Raw genomic sequence first — 14,782 nt, forward strand, 5'->3', positions numbered from 1 at the left:
CATGACAAGTGTGATGCCAGCTAAAATGACACCTCGACTGTCCTAGCGCAAGACCACCCAACCGTAGTGATGGCTACGGCCGAATGACGCAGACGCCGTGCTCCATGCTGCAGTCGTTCTTGCCGTTCGTCATATCGATGATCTTGAGCGTTACACCCGTTGCGACCAGATCGGCCGGCGCGCGTTCGGTGCCATAGGACCAAGAACCGACATTGTCGCGGGAATAGATGTCGATGCCGCCGGAATAGGTGTTGACCTCGCCGGGCGCGCGATAGGGCAAGCGATTGTTGTTGGCGTTGACGATTGTGCGGCGGTCGATGATGCGGACAGCGTTCTTGATCGTCACATGGCGGATCGAGACGTGCTTGATCCGGTGGATGCGGTAGCGGTGATCGCCGGCGGTGGCGCCTGAAGCCAGGGCGGTCGCGAGCAGCAGCGTCGACAGAGCAATCAGGGTTTTGGAACGCGAAAACATGGCCAGACCTCCCGGTTCCGATCCGCTGCGCGGGACGAGCAGCAGCGTAATCGTTAACAAAAGGTTAACACTGAGTTCGCGATTGAATCAATGCCGGAAAGCTGCGCTTTCACAGCACTTTAGCAAAAGGTTAACGGCCGTCGTGAAGTCGTTGAAAGAAGTGGAATAAAATAATCGATTAAATCCGAGATACGTGTTTGGCAGGGCTTGCCGCGGCGCATTCACGCGATTAAACACCGTTTTGACGCAATGCACATAAGCTTGCTTGCCGTGTGTTGCAGCCTCCTTGTGCCGGCTCTCCGGCACAGACATTGCCCGGGAGTTCCCCCTATGGCGAATGCCGCAAATAACCGCCCGCTTTCTCCGCACCTTCAAGTCTACAAATTTATCCCCACCATGGCCGCCTCGATCTTCCATCGCATTACCGGTGGAGCGCTCTATTTCGGCACCGTGCTGGTCGCCTGGTGGCTGATCGCCATCGCCTCGGGCGAGGGATACTATAACGCCGCGCAATGGGTGTTCGGCTCGATCGTCGGCCGGCTCGTCCTGTTCGGCTTCACCTGGGCGCTGGTGCAGCACATGCTCGGCGGGCTGCGCCACTTCATGTGGGACCTCGGCTATGGTTTTGAGAAACATTTCACCACCCTGCTGGCGAAGGCAACCTTCATTGCCGCGCCGATCATCACCGTGATCCTCTGGATCATCGGCTATCTCGTTCGCTAGGGAGCCCAAAATGGTCGATATGCGCACGCCGCTCGGCAAGGTTCGCGGGCTCGGCTCCGCCAAGGAAGGCACGGATCACTTCTGGCGCCAGCGGCTGACGGCCGCCGCCAATGTGCCGCTGATCATCTTCTTCGTCATTTTCGTCATCGCTCACACCAACTCATCCTATGCGCAGATTCGAGCGGCGCTCGGCAATCCGTTCGTCGCAGTGCTGATGGGCCTTGTGGTAATTTCGGGCCTCGTCCACATGCGCATCGGCATGCAGGAGATCATCGAGGACTACGTTCACCACGAGGGCGCTAAGGTCGTGTGCCTGATGCTCAACACATTCTTCACCGTCGTCGTCGGCGCACTCTGTCTTTTCGCCGTGCTGAAGACCGGCTTCGCAGGATAATTCATCATGGCTTCCGTTTCCTCCCCAGCCCAAGGCGGCAAGGCGTACAACTATGTCGACCACTCTTATGATGTGGTGATCGTCGGTGCCGGCGGCGCCGGCCTGCGCGCCACGCTCGGCATGGCCGAACAGGGGTTTAAGACCGCCTGTATCACCAAGGTTTTTCCGACTCGCTCGCATACGGTCGCGGCCCAGGGCGGCATCGCCGCATCGCTCAAGAACATGACGCCGGACAGCTGGCAGTGGCATCTCTACGACACCGTCAAGGGCTCGGACTGGCTCGGCGACGTTGACGCCATGCAGTATATGGTCATGGAAGCGCCGAAGGCGGTTTATGAACTCGAGCATTATGGCGTGCCGTTCTCGCGCACCGAGGATGGCCGCATCTATCAGCGTCCGTTCGGCGGCCATATGCAGAATTATGGCGAAGGCCCGCCGGTGCAGCGCACCTGCGCTGCCGCCGACCGCACCGGCCATGCCATCCTGCACACGCTCTATGGCCAGTCGCTGAAGAACAATGCTGAATTCTTCGTCGAATATTTCGCTCTCGACCTGATCATGTCCGAAGATGGCAGCCGCTGCACCGGCGTCGTCGCCTGGAACCTCGATGACGGCACGATCCATCGTTTTTCGGCTAAGATGGTGGTGCTGGCGACGGGCGGCTATGGCCGCTCTTATTTCTCCGCCACCTCGGCGCATACCTGCACCGGCGACGGCGGCGGCATGGTGGCGCGCGCAGGCCTGCCGCTACAGGACATGGAATTCGTGCAGTTCCATCCGACCGGTATCTACGGCGCCGGCTGTCTGATCACCGAGGGCGCGCGTGGTGAAGGCGGTTACCTCGTCAATTCCGAGGGCGAGCGCTTCATGGAGCGCTATGCACCGACCGCCAAGGATCTTGCCTCGCGCGACGTCGTTTCACGCTGCATGACCTTGGAAATCCGCGAAGGTCGCGGCGTCGGCAAGAACAAGGACCATATCTTCCTGCATCTCGACCATCTCGACCCGGCCGTGCTGCATGAACGCCTGCCGGGCATTTCGGAATCGGCGCGTATCTTCGCCGGCGTCGACGTGACGCGCGAGCCCATCCCGGTCCTGCCGACGGTGCATTACAATATGGGCGGCATCCCGACCAATTACTTCGGCGAGATGCTCAATGCCGACAGCGCCAACCCGGAACGTATCCTTCCCGGCCTGATGGCTGTCGGCGAAGCCGGCTGCGCCTCGGTGCATGGCGCCAACCGGCTTGGTTCCAATTCGCTGATCGACCTGGTCGTGTTCGGCCGCGCAGCGGCAATCCGAGCCGGTGAGGTGATCAATCGCGAAGAGCCGATCCCGCATCTCAATATCGCCGCCTGCGACAAGATCATGGAGCGCTTCGACCGCCTGCGTTACGCCAGCGGCAGCACGCCGACGGCTGTGTTGCGCGAAAAGATGCAGCGCACCATGCAGGAAGACGCCGCCGTGTTCCGTACCCAGGAATCGCTGGAATCGGGCTGCAAGCGCATCAGCGCCATCTGGAAGGAGCTGCCGGATATCAAGGTCACCGACCGCTCGATGATCTGGAATTCGGACCTGGTGGAAACGCTGGAACTCGAAAACCTGATGGCCAACGCGATCACCACGGTCTACGGCGCCGAGGCGCGCAAGGAAAGCCGCGGCTCGCATGCCCGCGAGGACTATACCGAAGGCAAGTTCGGTGGCCGCGACGACGAGAACTGGCGCAAGCACACGCTCGCCTGGGTCAACGATGTGGGCGATGTGAAACTGGATTATCGGCCGGTGCACAAGGACCTGATCGCCGAGGGTATCGATCCGCACAAAATCGAGCCGAAGGCGCGGGTGTATTGAGCGAGCGTAGATGATATCCTCAAGAGCATAGGAAGCTGATATCGGAGCGATACAATGGGTGAAATGCATATAAAGATTGATGATGAAAGTCTGTTGACTCGTATTTCTGATCTCGCCCGTCAGCACAATCGCTCTATCGAACAGGAAGTCGAAGCCTTGTTGCACGCAGCGCTGCCTGAACCTCCGCGACGCGAAGACCTTCCAGCGCTTGCTGCGCGCATCGCGGCGATGACACCGAAGGATGTGAAGCAGACTGACAGTGTTGAATTGTTGCGTGAGATTCGTGGCAATTGAAGCTGGTGATCGATACCTCTGTTGCAATTAAATGGTTCGTTGAAGAGGACGGCTTTGAGGCTGCACGGTCTCTGGTCGATCCAAGACTTGAACGAACGGCGCCGGAGCTCGTCATCGCTGAAGCCGCAAATGTATTGCAGCGGAAGGTTCGCACCGGTGAGCTGAAAGATGCGCAGGCGTTGAATGCCGTGAATAACTTGCGTTACTTCTTTGATCGGCTGGTTCCATCGGTTGATCTTGTGGAAGCGGGATTTGTCTTGTCTCAGTCACTCGACCACTCCGTATATGACTGTATGTATCTGGCGCATGCGTTGATGGACAAGGATGCCAAGCTGGTCACAAGTGACATAAAATTCATAGGCAAGGCGAAAATCGCCGGCTTTGGTGACAGGATATTAGATTTGAACGTGGCTAGAGACGCTCTTGCCAACGGACAGGAAAACGAAAATGGTTGAACTCGCTCTCCCCAAGAATTCGACGATGTCGGACGGCAAGACCTGGCCGAAGCCGCAGGGCGCAAAAAATGTCCGAGAATATCGCATCTATCGCTGGTCGCCGGACGACGGCAAGAACCCGACAATCGATACTTACTATATCGATGTCGATGATTGCGGGCCGATGGTGCTCGATGCGCTCATCTATATCAAGAACAAGATCGACCCGACGCTGACCTTCCGCCGCTCCTGTCGCGAGGGCATTTGCGGCTCCTGTGCGATGAATATCGACGGGACCAACACGCTCGCCTGCACCAAGGGCATGGACGAGATCAAGGGCACGGTGAAGATTTACCCGCTGCCGCACATGCCTGTCGTCAAGGACCTCATCCCGGACCTCAACAATTTCTACGCCCAGCACCGCTCGATCGAGCCCTGGCTGAAGACGGTATCGCCTGAGCCGGCCAAGGAGTGGAAGCAGAGCCACGAGGATCGCCTCAAGCTCGATGGCCTCTATGAATGCATCCTCTGCGCCTGCTGCTCGACTTCCTGTCCGAGCTATTGGTGGAACGGCGATCGCTATCTCGGCCCCGCCGTGCTGCTGCAGGCCTATCGCTGGCTGATCGACAGCCGCGACGAAGCCAAGGGCGAGCGTCTCGACAATCTCGAAGATCCTTTCCGGCTCTATCGCTGCCACACGATCATGAACTGTGCCCAGGCCTGCCCGAAGGGGCTCAACCCCGCCAAGGCGATTGCCGAGATCAAGAAGATGATGGTGGAGCGCCGGGTCTGAGCCGCATGCTCGATGGATTTGATCCGACAGCGGTCGCTGAAATCCGGACGCGGCTGGACCGGGTGCGCCAGAGCGGCGTGACGATCCTGTATGCGATCGAAAGCGGCAGTCGCGCCTGGGGCTTTCCATCGCCGGATAGCGATTATGACTGCCGCTTCGTCTATGTCTGGCCGGCAGATGCCCATTTGGTGCTGCATGTCCAGCGTGATGTGATCGAGTTTCCGATCGAAGGCGAGATCGATGCCGGTGGCTGGGATTTGCGCAAAGCGCTGCTTCTCGCGCTCAAGGGCAATGCTGTGATCCACGAATGGGTGACCTCGCCGCATGTCTATGAAGAGGCAAGCGGCTTCCGTGTTGCTCTTCGCGCGCTGCTCGATCTGATTACCGAGCCACTTCTCGTTGCCCGACATTATCGAGGACTGCTCTGGCATCATCTCTTTTCGTCTGAAGATGGTGACATCAAGCTGAAGAAACTGTTCTATGCGCTTCGCCCGGCGCTTTCGTTGCAATATATGGAAGAGCACGGTTTTCGCGAACTCCCGCCAATGGATTTGGCTGGCCTGCTTCGCGGTGTGACGATCAAGTCCGATCTCCTCGACCTCGTCACGTCCATGGTCGAGGCGAAGGCGCGAACACGTGAAATGGGAACGGGACCGGTGCCGCCGCTTCTGGGTGAGTATCTGAACCAGACATTGAATCGCCATCAGGCACTGGCAAAAAGGCCAGCGGTCAGTTCGGCAAAAACCAAAGAACGCTTTGCCTTGGCGGAGCGTTTCTATCATAGAACCGTGATGGAATATGGCGTTCCGGCAGGGGTTACGACTTGTTAACCATACTGTCTTACGCTAATTCCGCCATATTTTCCCGGTTGTGAGAACTGCCGGGTTTTTCGAGTTTCAAGGAGTTGGGGATGCGGGTTTCTTTCGCTGTCGGTGCGGTGTCGATCGCGCTCATGCTGACGGGATGCGCCAGCGACCGGATGGATGACATCGATACGGGTACCAAGCCACAGCCGCTTGAAGCCCAGCCGGTGCAGCCCGTCCAATCCAACAACCTGCCCGATCCGTCGACATCGACCGACTCGTCGCAATTCCCGCAGAAGCCGGCAACCGACCAGACGCTGTCGCAGAACCAGAACGCCAACGCCAATATGCAAGTGGCGGCCAACGCGCAGGACATCAAGAAAGAATCGCTGGTTGGTGGCTGGAAGGTCAACAATGGCGGCACCACCTGCGACATGTTCCTGACGCTGACCAACCTTGGCTCCGGCTCGCGCGGCGGCACGCGCGGCTGCGTCGGCCCGCTTGCCAGCATGGGCTCCTGGGAAGTCGACGGCAAGCAGGTGACCCTCAAGGATCGCAACGGAAATCCCCTGGCGCGGTTCTACAAGACCGCCGACAACCGCCTTGATGGCGCACTCACCTCCGGCCAGACGGTCAGCCTTTCCCGCTAATCATCACATGGATCTTGCAGATGCTGGCTCCGCCTGACTATTCCCAGAGCGTCGTCGAGCGCCTGGAGAAAATGGTGGCGGATGGCGATTTGCAGCGTGATGCGCAGCAATTCGCCATCGCCAGGAAGCTGGACACGGTTCTCTCCACCCTGAAGTCACGACAGCCGGCAGCCAAATCCTCGGTGCTTGGCTGGCTGTTCGCCTCTCAGCGCAAGATCGAAGAGCCGGTGCGTGGGCTCTATATCCACGGCAGCGTCGGGCGCGGCAAGACCATGCTGATGGATACGTTCTTCGAAGTCGCGCCGATCCAACGCAAGCGGCGGGCACATTTCCACGAATTCATGGCCGATGTGCACAATCGCATTGCCGCGCATCGCCAGCGACTGAAGAATGGCGACACAAAGCAGGCTGATCCGATGCCGCCGGTGGCCGCGAGCCTCTATGAAGAGGCGATCCTCCTCTGCTTCGACGAATTTTCCGTCACCGACATCGCCGACGCGATGATTCTATCGCGCTTGTTCACCGAGCTTTTCCGGCTCGGCGCGGTGCTGATCGCCACCTCGAACGTGGCGCCGGACGATCTCTATCGCGACGGATTGAACCGGCAGCTCTTCCTGCCCTTCGTCGATCTGATGAAGCGCTATGTCGATATCGTCTCACTCGACACGCCGACCGACTACCGGCTGGAAAAGACCCGCAGCCTGCCGGTCTGGCTGGTGCCGATCGATGGGCTCAACGATACGCGCATCGAGCAGGCCTGGCATGAACTGACGGAGGGGGCGAAATCCCGTTCCGAGACGATCGAGATGAAGGGCCGGCAGATCCTGGTGCCGCAAGCGGCGGCCAGTGCCGCCCGTTTCACCTTCAAGGACCTGTGCGAGGCGCCGCTCGGTGCGACCGACTATCTGGCGATCGTGGCGCGCTACAAGAACATCGTCATCGAGCACATTCCGGTCTTGACGACAGAGATGCGCAGTCCGACGAAGCGCTTCATCAATCTCATCGATACGCTCTACGATCATCATGTGCGACTGATTGCCTCAGCCGCCGTCATGCCTGAAGAATTGCTGCCGGTCAGGCGCGGCCACGAGGGTTTCGAGTTCGACCGCACGGTCTCACGACTTTTTGAAATGCGCAGTGCCGATTATCTCGCCGAATGCCATTGATTTGTGACATTCGTATTATAAAATCACGAAAATAATTGACGTTTACGTAAGAAAATAATGATCTAACCGATTGAATTTGTTCGCTCCAAATTTACCGGTTGAATTATTCACCTTTTGGGTCTACGCCATCGGCCCATCGGGACCCTGAAAGCGCAAATCAGTCTCCTGCGGTCTAATAAACGTTGAAGGACATTTCTCATGGCGCGTAAGAAAATCGCACTCATCGGTTCGGGCATGATCGGCGGCACGTTGGCGCATCTCGCTGGCATGAAGGAACTGGGCGATGTGGTTCTGTTCGACATTGCTGATGGCATTCCCCAGGGCAAGGGTCTCGATATTGCCGAATCCTCTCCGGTCGATGGTTTCGACGCCAACTATCATGGTGCGAGCGATTATTCGGCCATCGAAGGCGCCGATGTCTGCATCGTCACCGCCGGCGTGCCGCGCAAGCCGGGCATGAGCCGCGACGATCTGCTCGGCATCAATCTCAAGGTCATGGAACAGGTCGGCGCCGGCATCAAGAAATATGCCCCGAACGCTTTCGTGATCTGCATCACCAATCCGCTCGACGCCATGGTCTGGGCGCTGCAGAAATTCTCAGGCCTGCCGAAGAACATGGTCGTCGGCATGGCCGGCGTGCTTGATTCGGCCCGTTTCCGCTATTTTCTGGCGCAGGAATTCAACGTTTCCGTCGAGGACGTCACCGGCTTCGTGCTCGGCGGCCATGGCGATACGATGGTGCCGCTCGCCCGCTACTCGACCGTTGGCGGCATTCCGCTGCCGGATCTCGTCAGCATGGGCTGGGTCACCAAGGAGCGCCTGGAAGAAATCATCCAGCGCACCCGTGACGGCGGCGCCGAGATCGTTGGCCTACTCAAGACCGGCTCTGCCTTTTATGCCCCGGCAGCGGCTGCAATCATGATGGCCGAATCCTTCCTCAAGGATAAGAAGCGCGTTCTGCCCTGTGCCGCGCATCTGACCGGCCAATATGGCGTCAAGGACATGTATGTCGGTGTGCCGACCGTGATCGGCGCCGGTGGCGTCGAGCGCATTATTGAGGTCGAGTTCAACGGCGCGGAAAAGGCTGCCTTCGAGAAGTCCGTCGCCGCCGTCCAGGGCCTTTGCGACGCCTGCGTCGGCATTGCTCCCAGCCTGAAATAAGCCTCTTCAAACGTCATTTCCGACAGGATAGATCCATGAATATCCATGAATATCAGGCCAAGGCCCTGCTCAAGGGTTTTGGGGCTCCGGTGGCCGACGGCGTACCCGTCTTCAAGGCCGGCGAAGCGGAGGCTGCGGCCAAGAAGCTCCCCGGCCCGCTTTACGTGGTCAAGAGCCAGATCCACGCCGGCGGTCGCGGCAAGGGCAAGTTCAAGGAGCTCGGCCCGGACGCTAAGGGCGGTGTGCGGCTGGCCAAGACGATCGAAGAGGTCGTCACCAATACCAACGAAATGCTCGGCCACACGCTGGTGACCAAGCAGACCGGCCCGGCCGGCAAGCAGGTCAACCGCCTCTATATCGAGGATGGCGCCGATATCGACCGCGAGCTCTATCTCTCGATCCTGGTCGACCGTTCGGTCGGCAAGAACGCTTTCGTCGTTTCGACCGAAGGCGGCATGGATATCGAAACCGTGGCGCATGACACGCCGGAAAAGATCGTCACCGTGGCGATCGAGCCTGCGGCCGGCGTGACGGATGCCGATATCAAGGCGCTCTCGGATGCGCTGAAGCTCTCGGGCGAAGCGGCGGCTGATGCGGCAAAGCTCTTCCCGGTGCTCTACAAGGCCTTCGTCGAGAAGGACATGAGCCTGCTCGAAGTCAACCCGCTGATCGTCATGAAGAACGGCCGTGTGCGCGTCCTCGACGCCAAGGTGTCGTTCGACGGCAATGCGCTGTTCCGCCATCCGGACGTGCAGGAACTGCGCGACCAGACGGAAGAGGACGACAAGGAAATCGAGGCGCATAAATATGACCTCGCCTATGTCGCGCTCGACGGCAATATCGGCTGCATGGTCAATGGCGCCGGCCTTGCCATGGCAACGATGGACATCATCAAGCTCTATGGCGCCGAGCCGGCGAACTTCCTCGATGTCGGCGGCGGCGCGACCAAGGAGAAGGTGACGGCGGCGTTCAAGATCATCACGGCCGATCCGGCGGTGAAGGGCATCCTGGTCAACATCTTCGGCGGCATCATGAAATGCGACGTCATCGCCGAAGGCGTGATCGCTGCCGTCAAGGAAGTCGGACTTGAGGTTCCGCTCGTCGTGCGCCTCGAAGGCACCAATGTCGAATTGGGCAAGCAGATCATTCGCGATAGCGGCCTGAACGTCATTCCGGCCGACGATCTCGATGACGCCGCCCAGAAGATCGTCAAGGCGGTCAAGGGCTGAGTGTCGTGGATCAACTGTTCTTTGCCTCGATCGTGTTTGGGCCTCCAGCAGTCATGCTGCTGGTCGCTCAAGCATGTCGCCTGGGGCTGAACAGATTGATCGCAAGTCTTGTCGTACTGACCATCCTCGTGGCCGGCATACTCTGGGCTTGTTCCGAAGTAACCGAAACCTACGCAAGGTTCGGTGAATCGGAAGGCAACGGCGCAGTCGCATCTTTCTGTCTCTTCGGTGCCATTTGGGTCATAGGTGCCGCAGTGAGCTTGTGGATGGTTCTGCCCATGAAAAATGCGCGGAGCGCCAAGTCATGACGTCCCCGCTTCCCCCAACAGCTCAGCATCTCCGCCTGGCGGCCTTTGCCGGCCGCTGGGAAGGTGAAGAGCGCGTGGCGGGATCAGCCTGGACAGCGGCAGGCGAAGCCACCGCAAGCGTCGACGCCGAAAGCCTATTCGACGGTTTTTTCGTCGAGCAGCGCTATCGGCAGACGCGCGACGGCGCGGTGAGCTTCGAATCGCGCAACGTGCTGGGCTTCGATCCGTCGGACGAGAGCTACAAGCTCTACCAGTTCGACTCGATCGGCTTCGTGCCGCCCTCGCCTGCATCGGGTGAATGGCGGGACGAGGCTCTGGTCTTCACCAGAACATCGCCGCGCGGCCGCCAGCGCACCGTCTATCAATTCGAGAATGCAGACTGCTACCGGATGAGCGTGTCCTTCGCGCCCGCCGGCAGCGACACATGGCAGGACGTGGTCAGCGGTCGTTATCGCCGCGCCCGTTCCGTTTCTTCCAATCACTCCTAAAGGCGAAGTCTGAATGTCCATCCTGATCAACAAAGATACCAAGGTTCTCGTGCAGGGCCTGACCGGCAAGACCGGCACGTTCCATACCGAGCAGGCGCTTGCCTATCACGGCACGAAAATGGTCGGCGGCATTCACCCGTCTAAGGGCGGGGAAACCTGGACCGGCGCCAAGGGCGAGACTCTGCCCATCTTCAAGTCGGTCGCCGAGGGCAGGGACGTCACCGGCGCCAATGCGTCGGTCATCTATGTGCCGCCGGCAGGTGCTGCCGCCGCGATCATCGAAGCGATCGATGCCGATATCCCTTTGATCGTCTGCATCACCGAAGGCATTCCTGTGCAGGACATGGTCAAGGTCAAGGCCCGGCTCAACGCGTCCAAGTCGCGGCTGATCGGGCCGAACTGCCCGGGCGTGCTGACGCCGAACGAATGCAAGATCGGCATCATGCCCGGCAACATCTTCAAGAAGGGTTCGGTGGGGGTTCTTTCCCGCTCGGGAACGCTTACATATGAGGCAGTTTTCCAGACCTCGAACGAGGGCCTCGGCCAGACGACCGCCGTCGGCATCGGTGGCGACCCCGTCAAGGGCACCGAATTCATCGACGTGCTCGAAATGTTCCTCGCTGACGACGAAACCAAGTCGATCATCATGATCGGCGAAATCGGCGGCTCGGCCGAAGAGGACGCGGCGCAGTTCCTCAAGGACGAAGCCAAGAAGGGTCGCAAGAAGCCGATGGTCGGCTTCATCGCCGGCCGCACCGCTCCTCCCGGCCGCACGATGGGCCATGCCGGCGCAGTCATTTCCGGCGGCAAGGGCGGCGCGGAAGACAAGATCGCGGCGATGGAATCGGCGGGCATCCGCGTGTCGCCTTCGCCGGCGCGTCTCGGCAAGACCCTGGTCGAAGTGCTCAAGGGCTGAACATCATGAGGCGGGACAAAGGTCCCGCCTTCGCAATCTCTGCCGGCAGTCCCGGCAGCGGCAATTAAAAGGAGGCGGAGAAGATCTCCGCATTGGAAACATGGCAAGGCAAGAGGCCAACCAGCAGTTTGCGGCGACATCGTTCCTCGATGGCGCCAATGCGCATTATATCGAGCAGCTCTATGCCCGCTATCAGGACGATCCGTCGTCCGTGACGCAGGAATGGCAGCAGTTCTTCAAGGCGCTTGAGGATAGTCCCTCCGACATTTCCAAGGCGGCCAAGGGCGCCTCCTGGCAGAAGAAGAACTGGCCGGTGCCGATGAACGGCGAACTGGTCAGTGCGCTCGATGGCGACTGGCCCACGGTGGAGAAGGCGGTTACCAAGAAGCTCGAAGCCAAGGCAGCGCTGGCGCCGGCTGCGGCAGGCCAGGCCGTCAGCCCGCAGGAGATCGAGCGCGCGGCGCGCGATTCTGTGCGCGCCATCATGATGATCCGTGCCTATCGCATGCGCGGCCACCTGCATGCCAAGCTCGACCCGCTCGGCATCGCTGCCCCGGTCGAGGACTATCATGAACTGTCGCCCTCCAATTACGGCTTCGGCCCGGAGGACATGGACCGCAAGATCTTCATCGACAACGTGCTCGGTCTTGAATATGCGACCGTGCGCCAGATGATCGAGATTCTTGAGCGTACCTATTGCTCGACGCTCGGCGTCGAGTTCATGCACATCTCCGATCCGGAGATCAAGTCGTGGATCCAGGAGCGCATCGAAGGCCCGGACAAGGGCGTGGATTTCACCCCGAACGGCAAGAAGGCCATCCTTTCCAAGCTGATCGAGGCCGAAGGTTTCGAGCAGTTCATCGACGTCAAGTACAAGGGCACCAAGCGTTTCGGCCTCGACGGCAGTGAGTCGCTGATACCGGCACTGGAGCAGATCATCAAGCGCGGCGGCCAGGACGGCCTGCAGGAGATCGTGGTCGGCATGGCCCATCGCGGCCGCCTCAACGTGCTGACCAATGTCATGCACAAGCCGCATCGCGCCGTATTTCATGAGTTCAAGGGCGGCTCCTATGCGCCTGACGATGTCGAAGGTTCGGGTGACGTCAAGTACCATCTCGGCGCTTCTTCGGATCGCGAGTTCGACGGCAACAAAGTGCATCTGTCGCTGACCGCCAACCCGTCGCATCTCGAGATCGTCGATCCGGTCGTCATGGGCAAGGCGCGCGCCAAGCAGGACCAGCTTGCCACCCAGTGGGATGGCGACATCATTCCGCTCAAGGAGCGCTCGAAGGTGCTGCCGCTCCTGCTGCATGGCGATGCAGCCTTTGCCGGCCAAGGCGTGATTGCGGAAATCCTCGGGCTTTCCGGTCTGCGCGGCCACCGCGTCGCCGGCACGATGCATTTCATCATCAACAACCAGATCGGCTTCACCACCAATCCGGCCTTCTCGCGTTCGTCGCCCTATCCGTCGGATACGGCCAAGATGATCGAGGCGCCGATCTTCCACGTCAATGGCGACGATCCGGAAGCCGTGGTCTATGCCGCAAAGATCGCCATCGAATTCCGGATGAAGTTCTACAAGCCGGTCGTGATCGACATGTTCTGCTATCGCCGCTACGGCCACAATGAAGGCGACGAGCCGTCCTTCACCCAGCCGAAGATGTACAAGGTGATCCGTTCGCACAAGACGGTCGCGCAGATTTATGCTGACCGCCTGATTGCCGAGGGCCTGATCACCCAGGGCGAGTTCGAAAAGATGAAGGCCGACTGGCGCGCCAATCTCGAGCAGGAATTCGAGGCCGGCCAGTCCTATAAGCCCAACAAGGCCGACTGGCTGGACGGCGTCTGGTCGGGTCTTCGCACCGCCGACAATGCCGACGAGCAGCGCCGCGGCAAGACTGCCATGCCGATGAAGACACTCAAGGAGATCGGCAAGAAGATTTCCGAGATCCCGGAAGGCTTCAACGCCCACAAGACCATCCAGCGTTTCATGGAAAACCGGGCGCAGATGATCCAGACCGGCGAAGGCATCGACTGGGCGACGGCGGAAGCGCTGGCTTTCGGCTCGCTCTGCCTCGACGGCCACAAGATCCGGCTCTCGGGCCAGGATTGCGAACGTGGCACCTTCTCGCAGCGCCACTCGGTGCTCTACGATCAGGAAACGGAAGAGCGCTATATCCCGCTCGCCAACCTGTCGCCGACCCAGGCCAAGTATGAAGTCATCAACTCCATGCTCTCGGAAGAGGCGGTGCTGGGCTTCGAATATGGCTATTCGCTGGCCCGTCCGAATGCGTTGACGCTGTGGGAAGCGCAGTTCGGCGACTTCGCCAACGGCGCGCAGGTGGTGTTCGACCAGTTCATCTCCTCGGGCGAACGCAAGTGGTTGCGCATGTCGGGTCTCGTCTGCCTGCTGCCGCATGGCTATGAAGGCCAGGGCCCTGAACATTCTTCGGCTCGCCTGGAGCGCTTCCTCCAACTCTGTGCCGAAGACAACATGCAGGTTGCCAACTGCACGACGCCGGCCAACTATTTCCATATCCTGCGCCGGCAGATGAAGCGCGACTTCCGCAAGCCGCTGATCCTGATGACGCCGAAGTCGCTGCTGCGTCATAAGCGGGCGGTTTCCGCGCTTGCCGAACTGGCCGGTGAATCCTCGTTCCATCGCCTGCTCTGGGACGATGCCGAGGTGATCAAGGACGGCCCGATCAAGCTGCAGAAGGATTCGAAGATCCGCCGTGTGGTGATCTGCACCGGCAAGGTCTATTTCGACCTGCTGGAGGAACGTGAGAAGCGCGGCGTCGACGACATCTACCTGCTGCGCATCGAGCAGCTCTATCCGTTCCCGGCCAAGGCGCTGATCAACGAGCTCAGCCGCTTCCGCAATGCGGAAATGGTCTGGTGCCAGGAAGAGCCGAAAAATATGGGCGCCTGGTCGTTCATCGATCCATATCTGGAATGGGTGCTGGCGCATATCGACGCCAAGTACCAGCAGGTGCGCTATACCGGCCGTYCGGCCGCTGCCTCGACGGCGACGGGCCTGATGTCCAAGCATCTGGCGCAGCTCGCGGCTTTCCTCGAAGACGCACTCGGCAGCTGA

At 59.8% G+C, this 14,782-nt stretch carries 16 protein-coding genes; 15 read left to right on the forward strand and 1 reads right to left on the reverse strand.

What is annotated here, in order from left to right:
• Positions 1-73: 73 nt before the first annotated feature.
• On the reverse strand, positions 74-475 hold the full coding sequence (locus AC1DYF_RS02295) for a hypothetical protein (protein ID WP_477874821.1): 402 nt from the start codon (positions 473-475) through the stop codon (positions 74-76).
• Positions 476-805: 330 nt separating this feature from the next.
• On the opposite strand from AC1DYF_RS02295, the gene sdhC reads away from it, so the two are divergent.
• From sdhC to AC1DYF_RS02370, 15 genes are all read left to right on the forward strand, one after another.
• Positions 806-1,198, forward strand: coding sequence for a succinate dehydrogenase, cytochrome b556 subunit (gene sdhC / locus AC1DYF_RS02300; RefSeq protein ID WP_477874823.1), 393 nt, complete (start codon positions 806-808; stop codon positions 1,196-1,198).
• 10 nt (positions 1,199-1,208) lie between these two features.
• The gene (gene sdhD, locus AC1DYF_RS02305; protein ID WP_477874825.1) at positions 1,209-1,592 is read left to right on the forward strand and encodes a succinate dehydrogenase, hydrophobic membrane anchor protein; all 384 of its coding nucleotides are present in this window, start codon (positions 1,209-1,211) and stop codon (positions 1,590-1,592) included.
• A 6-nt stretch (positions 1,593-1,598) separates the two neighbouring features.
• Positions 1,599-3,443, forward strand: a complete 1,845-nt coding sequence (gene sdhA, locus AC1DYF_RS02310; RefSeq protein WP_477874827.1) for a succinate dehydrogenase flavoprotein subunit — start codon at positions 1,599-1,601, stop codon at positions 3,441-3,443.
• A gap of 54 nt (positions 3,444-3,497) precedes the next feature.
• On the forward strand, positions 3,498-3,737 hold the full coding sequence (locus AC1DYF_RS02315; RefSeq protein WP_477874829.1) for a FitA-like ribbon-helix-helix domain-containing protein: 240 nt from the start codon (positions 3,498-3,500) through the stop codon (positions 3,735-3,737).
• Between the two features lie 5 nt (positions 3,738-3,742).
• Positions 3,743-4,192, forward strand: a complete 450-nt coding sequence (locus AC1DYF_RS02320; RefSeq protein ID WP_477875127.1) for a type II toxin-antitoxin system VapC family toxin — start codon at positions 3,743-3,745, stop codon at positions 4,190-4,192.
• Positions 4,185-4,964, forward strand: a complete 780-nt coding sequence (locus AC1DYF_RS02325; protein WP_477874831.1) for a succinate dehydrogenase iron-sulfur subunit — start codon at positions 4,185-4,187, stop codon at positions 4,962-4,964. The genes AC1DYF_RS02320 and AC1DYF_RS02325 overlap by 8 nt, the downstream gene beginning before the upstream one ends.
• A gap of 5 nt (positions 4,965-4,969) precedes the next feature.
• The gene (locus AC1DYF_RS02330; protein WP_477874832.1) at positions 4,970-5,794 is read left to right on the forward strand and encodes a nucleotidyltransferase domain-containing protein; all 825 of its coding nucleotides are present in this window, start codon (positions 4,970-4,972) and stop codon (positions 5,792-5,794) included.
• Positions 5,795-5,874: 80 nt separating this feature from the next.
• Positions 5,875-6,417, forward strand: coding sequence for an AprI/Inh family metalloprotease inhibitor (locus tag AC1DYF_RS02335; RefSeq protein WP_477874834.1), 543 nt, complete (start codon positions 5,875-5,877; stop codon positions 6,415-6,417).
• A 20-nt stretch (positions 6,418-6,437) separates the two neighbouring features.
• The gene (zapE, locus tag AC1DYF_RS02340; protein ID WP_477874836.1) at positions 6,438-7,583 is read left to right on the forward strand and encodes a cell division protein ZapE; all 1,146 of its coding nucleotides are present in this window, start codon (positions 6,438-6,440) and stop codon (positions 7,581-7,583) included.
• A gap of 198 nt (positions 7,584-7,781) precedes the next feature.
• Positions 7,782-8,744: a malate dehydrogenase gene (gene mdh / locus AC1DYF_RS02345; RefSeq protein ID WP_477874838.1), complete on the forward strand. Its 963-nt coding sequence runs from the start codon at positions 7,782-7,784 to the stop codon at positions 8,742-8,744.
• A 35-nt stretch (positions 8,745-8,779) separates the two neighbouring features.
• Positions 8,780-9,973: an ADP-forming succinate--CoA ligase subunit beta gene (sucC, locus tag AC1DYF_RS02350; RefSeq protein ID WP_477874840.1), complete on the forward strand. Its 1,194-nt coding sequence runs from the start codon at positions 8,780-8,782 to the stop codon at positions 9,971-9,973.
• 5 nt (positions 9,974-9,978) lie between these two features.
• Positions 9,979-10,281 carry a hypothetical protein gene (locus AC1DYF_RS02355; protein WP_477874842.1) on the forward strand — a complete coding sequence of 101 codons (303 nt, stop codon included), beginning with the start codon at positions 9,979-9,981 and terminating at the stop codon, positions 10,279-10,281.
• Positions 10,278-10,769, forward strand: a complete 492-nt coding sequence (locus tag AC1DYF_RS02360) for a DUF1579 family protein (protein ID WP_477874844.1) — start codon at positions 10,278-10,280, stop codon at positions 10,767-10,769. The genes AC1DYF_RS02355 and AC1DYF_RS02360 overlap by 4 nt, the downstream gene beginning before the upstream one ends.
• Positions 10,770-10,782: 13 nt before the next feature.
• Positions 10,783-11,685 (forward strand): succinate--CoA ligase subunit alpha, encoded by a 903-nt coding sequence (gene sucD / locus AC1DYF_RS02365; protein ID WP_477874846.1) that lies wholly within the window; start codon positions 10,783-10,785, stop codon positions 11,683-11,685.
• A 100-nt stretch (positions 11,686-11,785) separates the two neighbouring features.
• Entirely contained in the window at positions 11,786-14,782 is a 2,997-nt protein-coding gene (locus tag AC1DYF_RS02370; protein WP_477874848.1) for a 2-oxoglutarate dehydrogenase E1 component, read from the forward strand.

Source organism: Rhizobium sp. P2_G9, assembly GCF_056403475.1.

What these genes read in the sequence shown, in the direction of transcription:
- AC1DYF_RS02295 (WP_477874821.1), bottom strand. Translation starts at nt 475, where the DNA reads ATGTTTTCGCGTTCCAAAACCCTGATTGCTCTGTCGACGCTGCTGCTC.
- sdhC (WP_477874823.1), top strand. Translation starts at nt 806, where the DNA reads ATGGCGAATGCCGCAAATAACCGCCCGCTTTCTCCGCACCTTCAAGTC.
- sdhD (WP_477874825.1), top strand. Translation starts at nt 1,209, where the DNA reads ATGGTCGATATGCGCACGCCGCTCGGCAAGGTTCGCGGGCTCGGCTCC.
- sdhA (WP_477874827.1), top strand. Translation starts at nt 1,599, where the DNA reads ATGGCTTCCGTTTCCTCCCCAGCCCAAGGCGGCAAGGCGTACAACTAT.
- AC1DYF_RS02315 (WP_477874829.1), top strand. Translation starts at nt 3,498, where the DNA reads ATGGGTGAAATGCATATAAAGATTGATGATGAAAGTCTGTTGACTCGT.
- AC1DYF_RS02325 (WP_477874831.1), top strand. Translation starts at nt 4,185, where the DNA reads ATGGTTGAACTCGCTCTCCCCAAGAATTCGACGATGTCGGACGGCAAG.
- AC1DYF_RS02330 (WP_477874832.1), top strand. Translation starts at nt 4,970, where the DNA reads ATGCTCGATGGATTTGATCCGACAGCGGTCGCTGAAATCCGGACGCGG.
- AC1DYF_RS02335 (WP_477874834.1), top strand. Translation starts at nt 5,875, where the DNA reads ATGCGGGTTTCTTTCGCTGTCGGTGCGGTGTCGATCGCGCTCATGCTG.
- zapE (WP_477874836.1), top strand. Translation starts at nt 6,438, where the DNA reads ATGCTGGCTCCGCCTGACTATTCCCAGAGCGTCGTCGAGCGCCTGGAG.
- mdh (WP_477874838.1), top strand. Translation starts at nt 7,782, where the DNA reads ATGGCGCGTAAGAAAATCGCACTCATCGGTTCGGGCATGATCGGCGGC.
- sucC (WP_477874840.1), top strand. Translation starts at nt 8,780, where the DNA reads ATGAATATCCATGAATATCAGGCCAAGGCCCTGCTCAAGGGTTTTGGG.
- AC1DYF_RS02360 (WP_477874844.1), top strand. Translation starts at nt 10,278, where the DNA reads ATGACGTCCCCGCTTCCCCCAACAGCTCAGCATCTCCGCCTGGCGGCC.
- sucD (WP_477874846.1), top strand. Translation starts at nt 10,783, where the DNA reads ATGTCCATCCTGATCAACAAAGATACCAAGGTTCTCGTGCAGGGCCTG.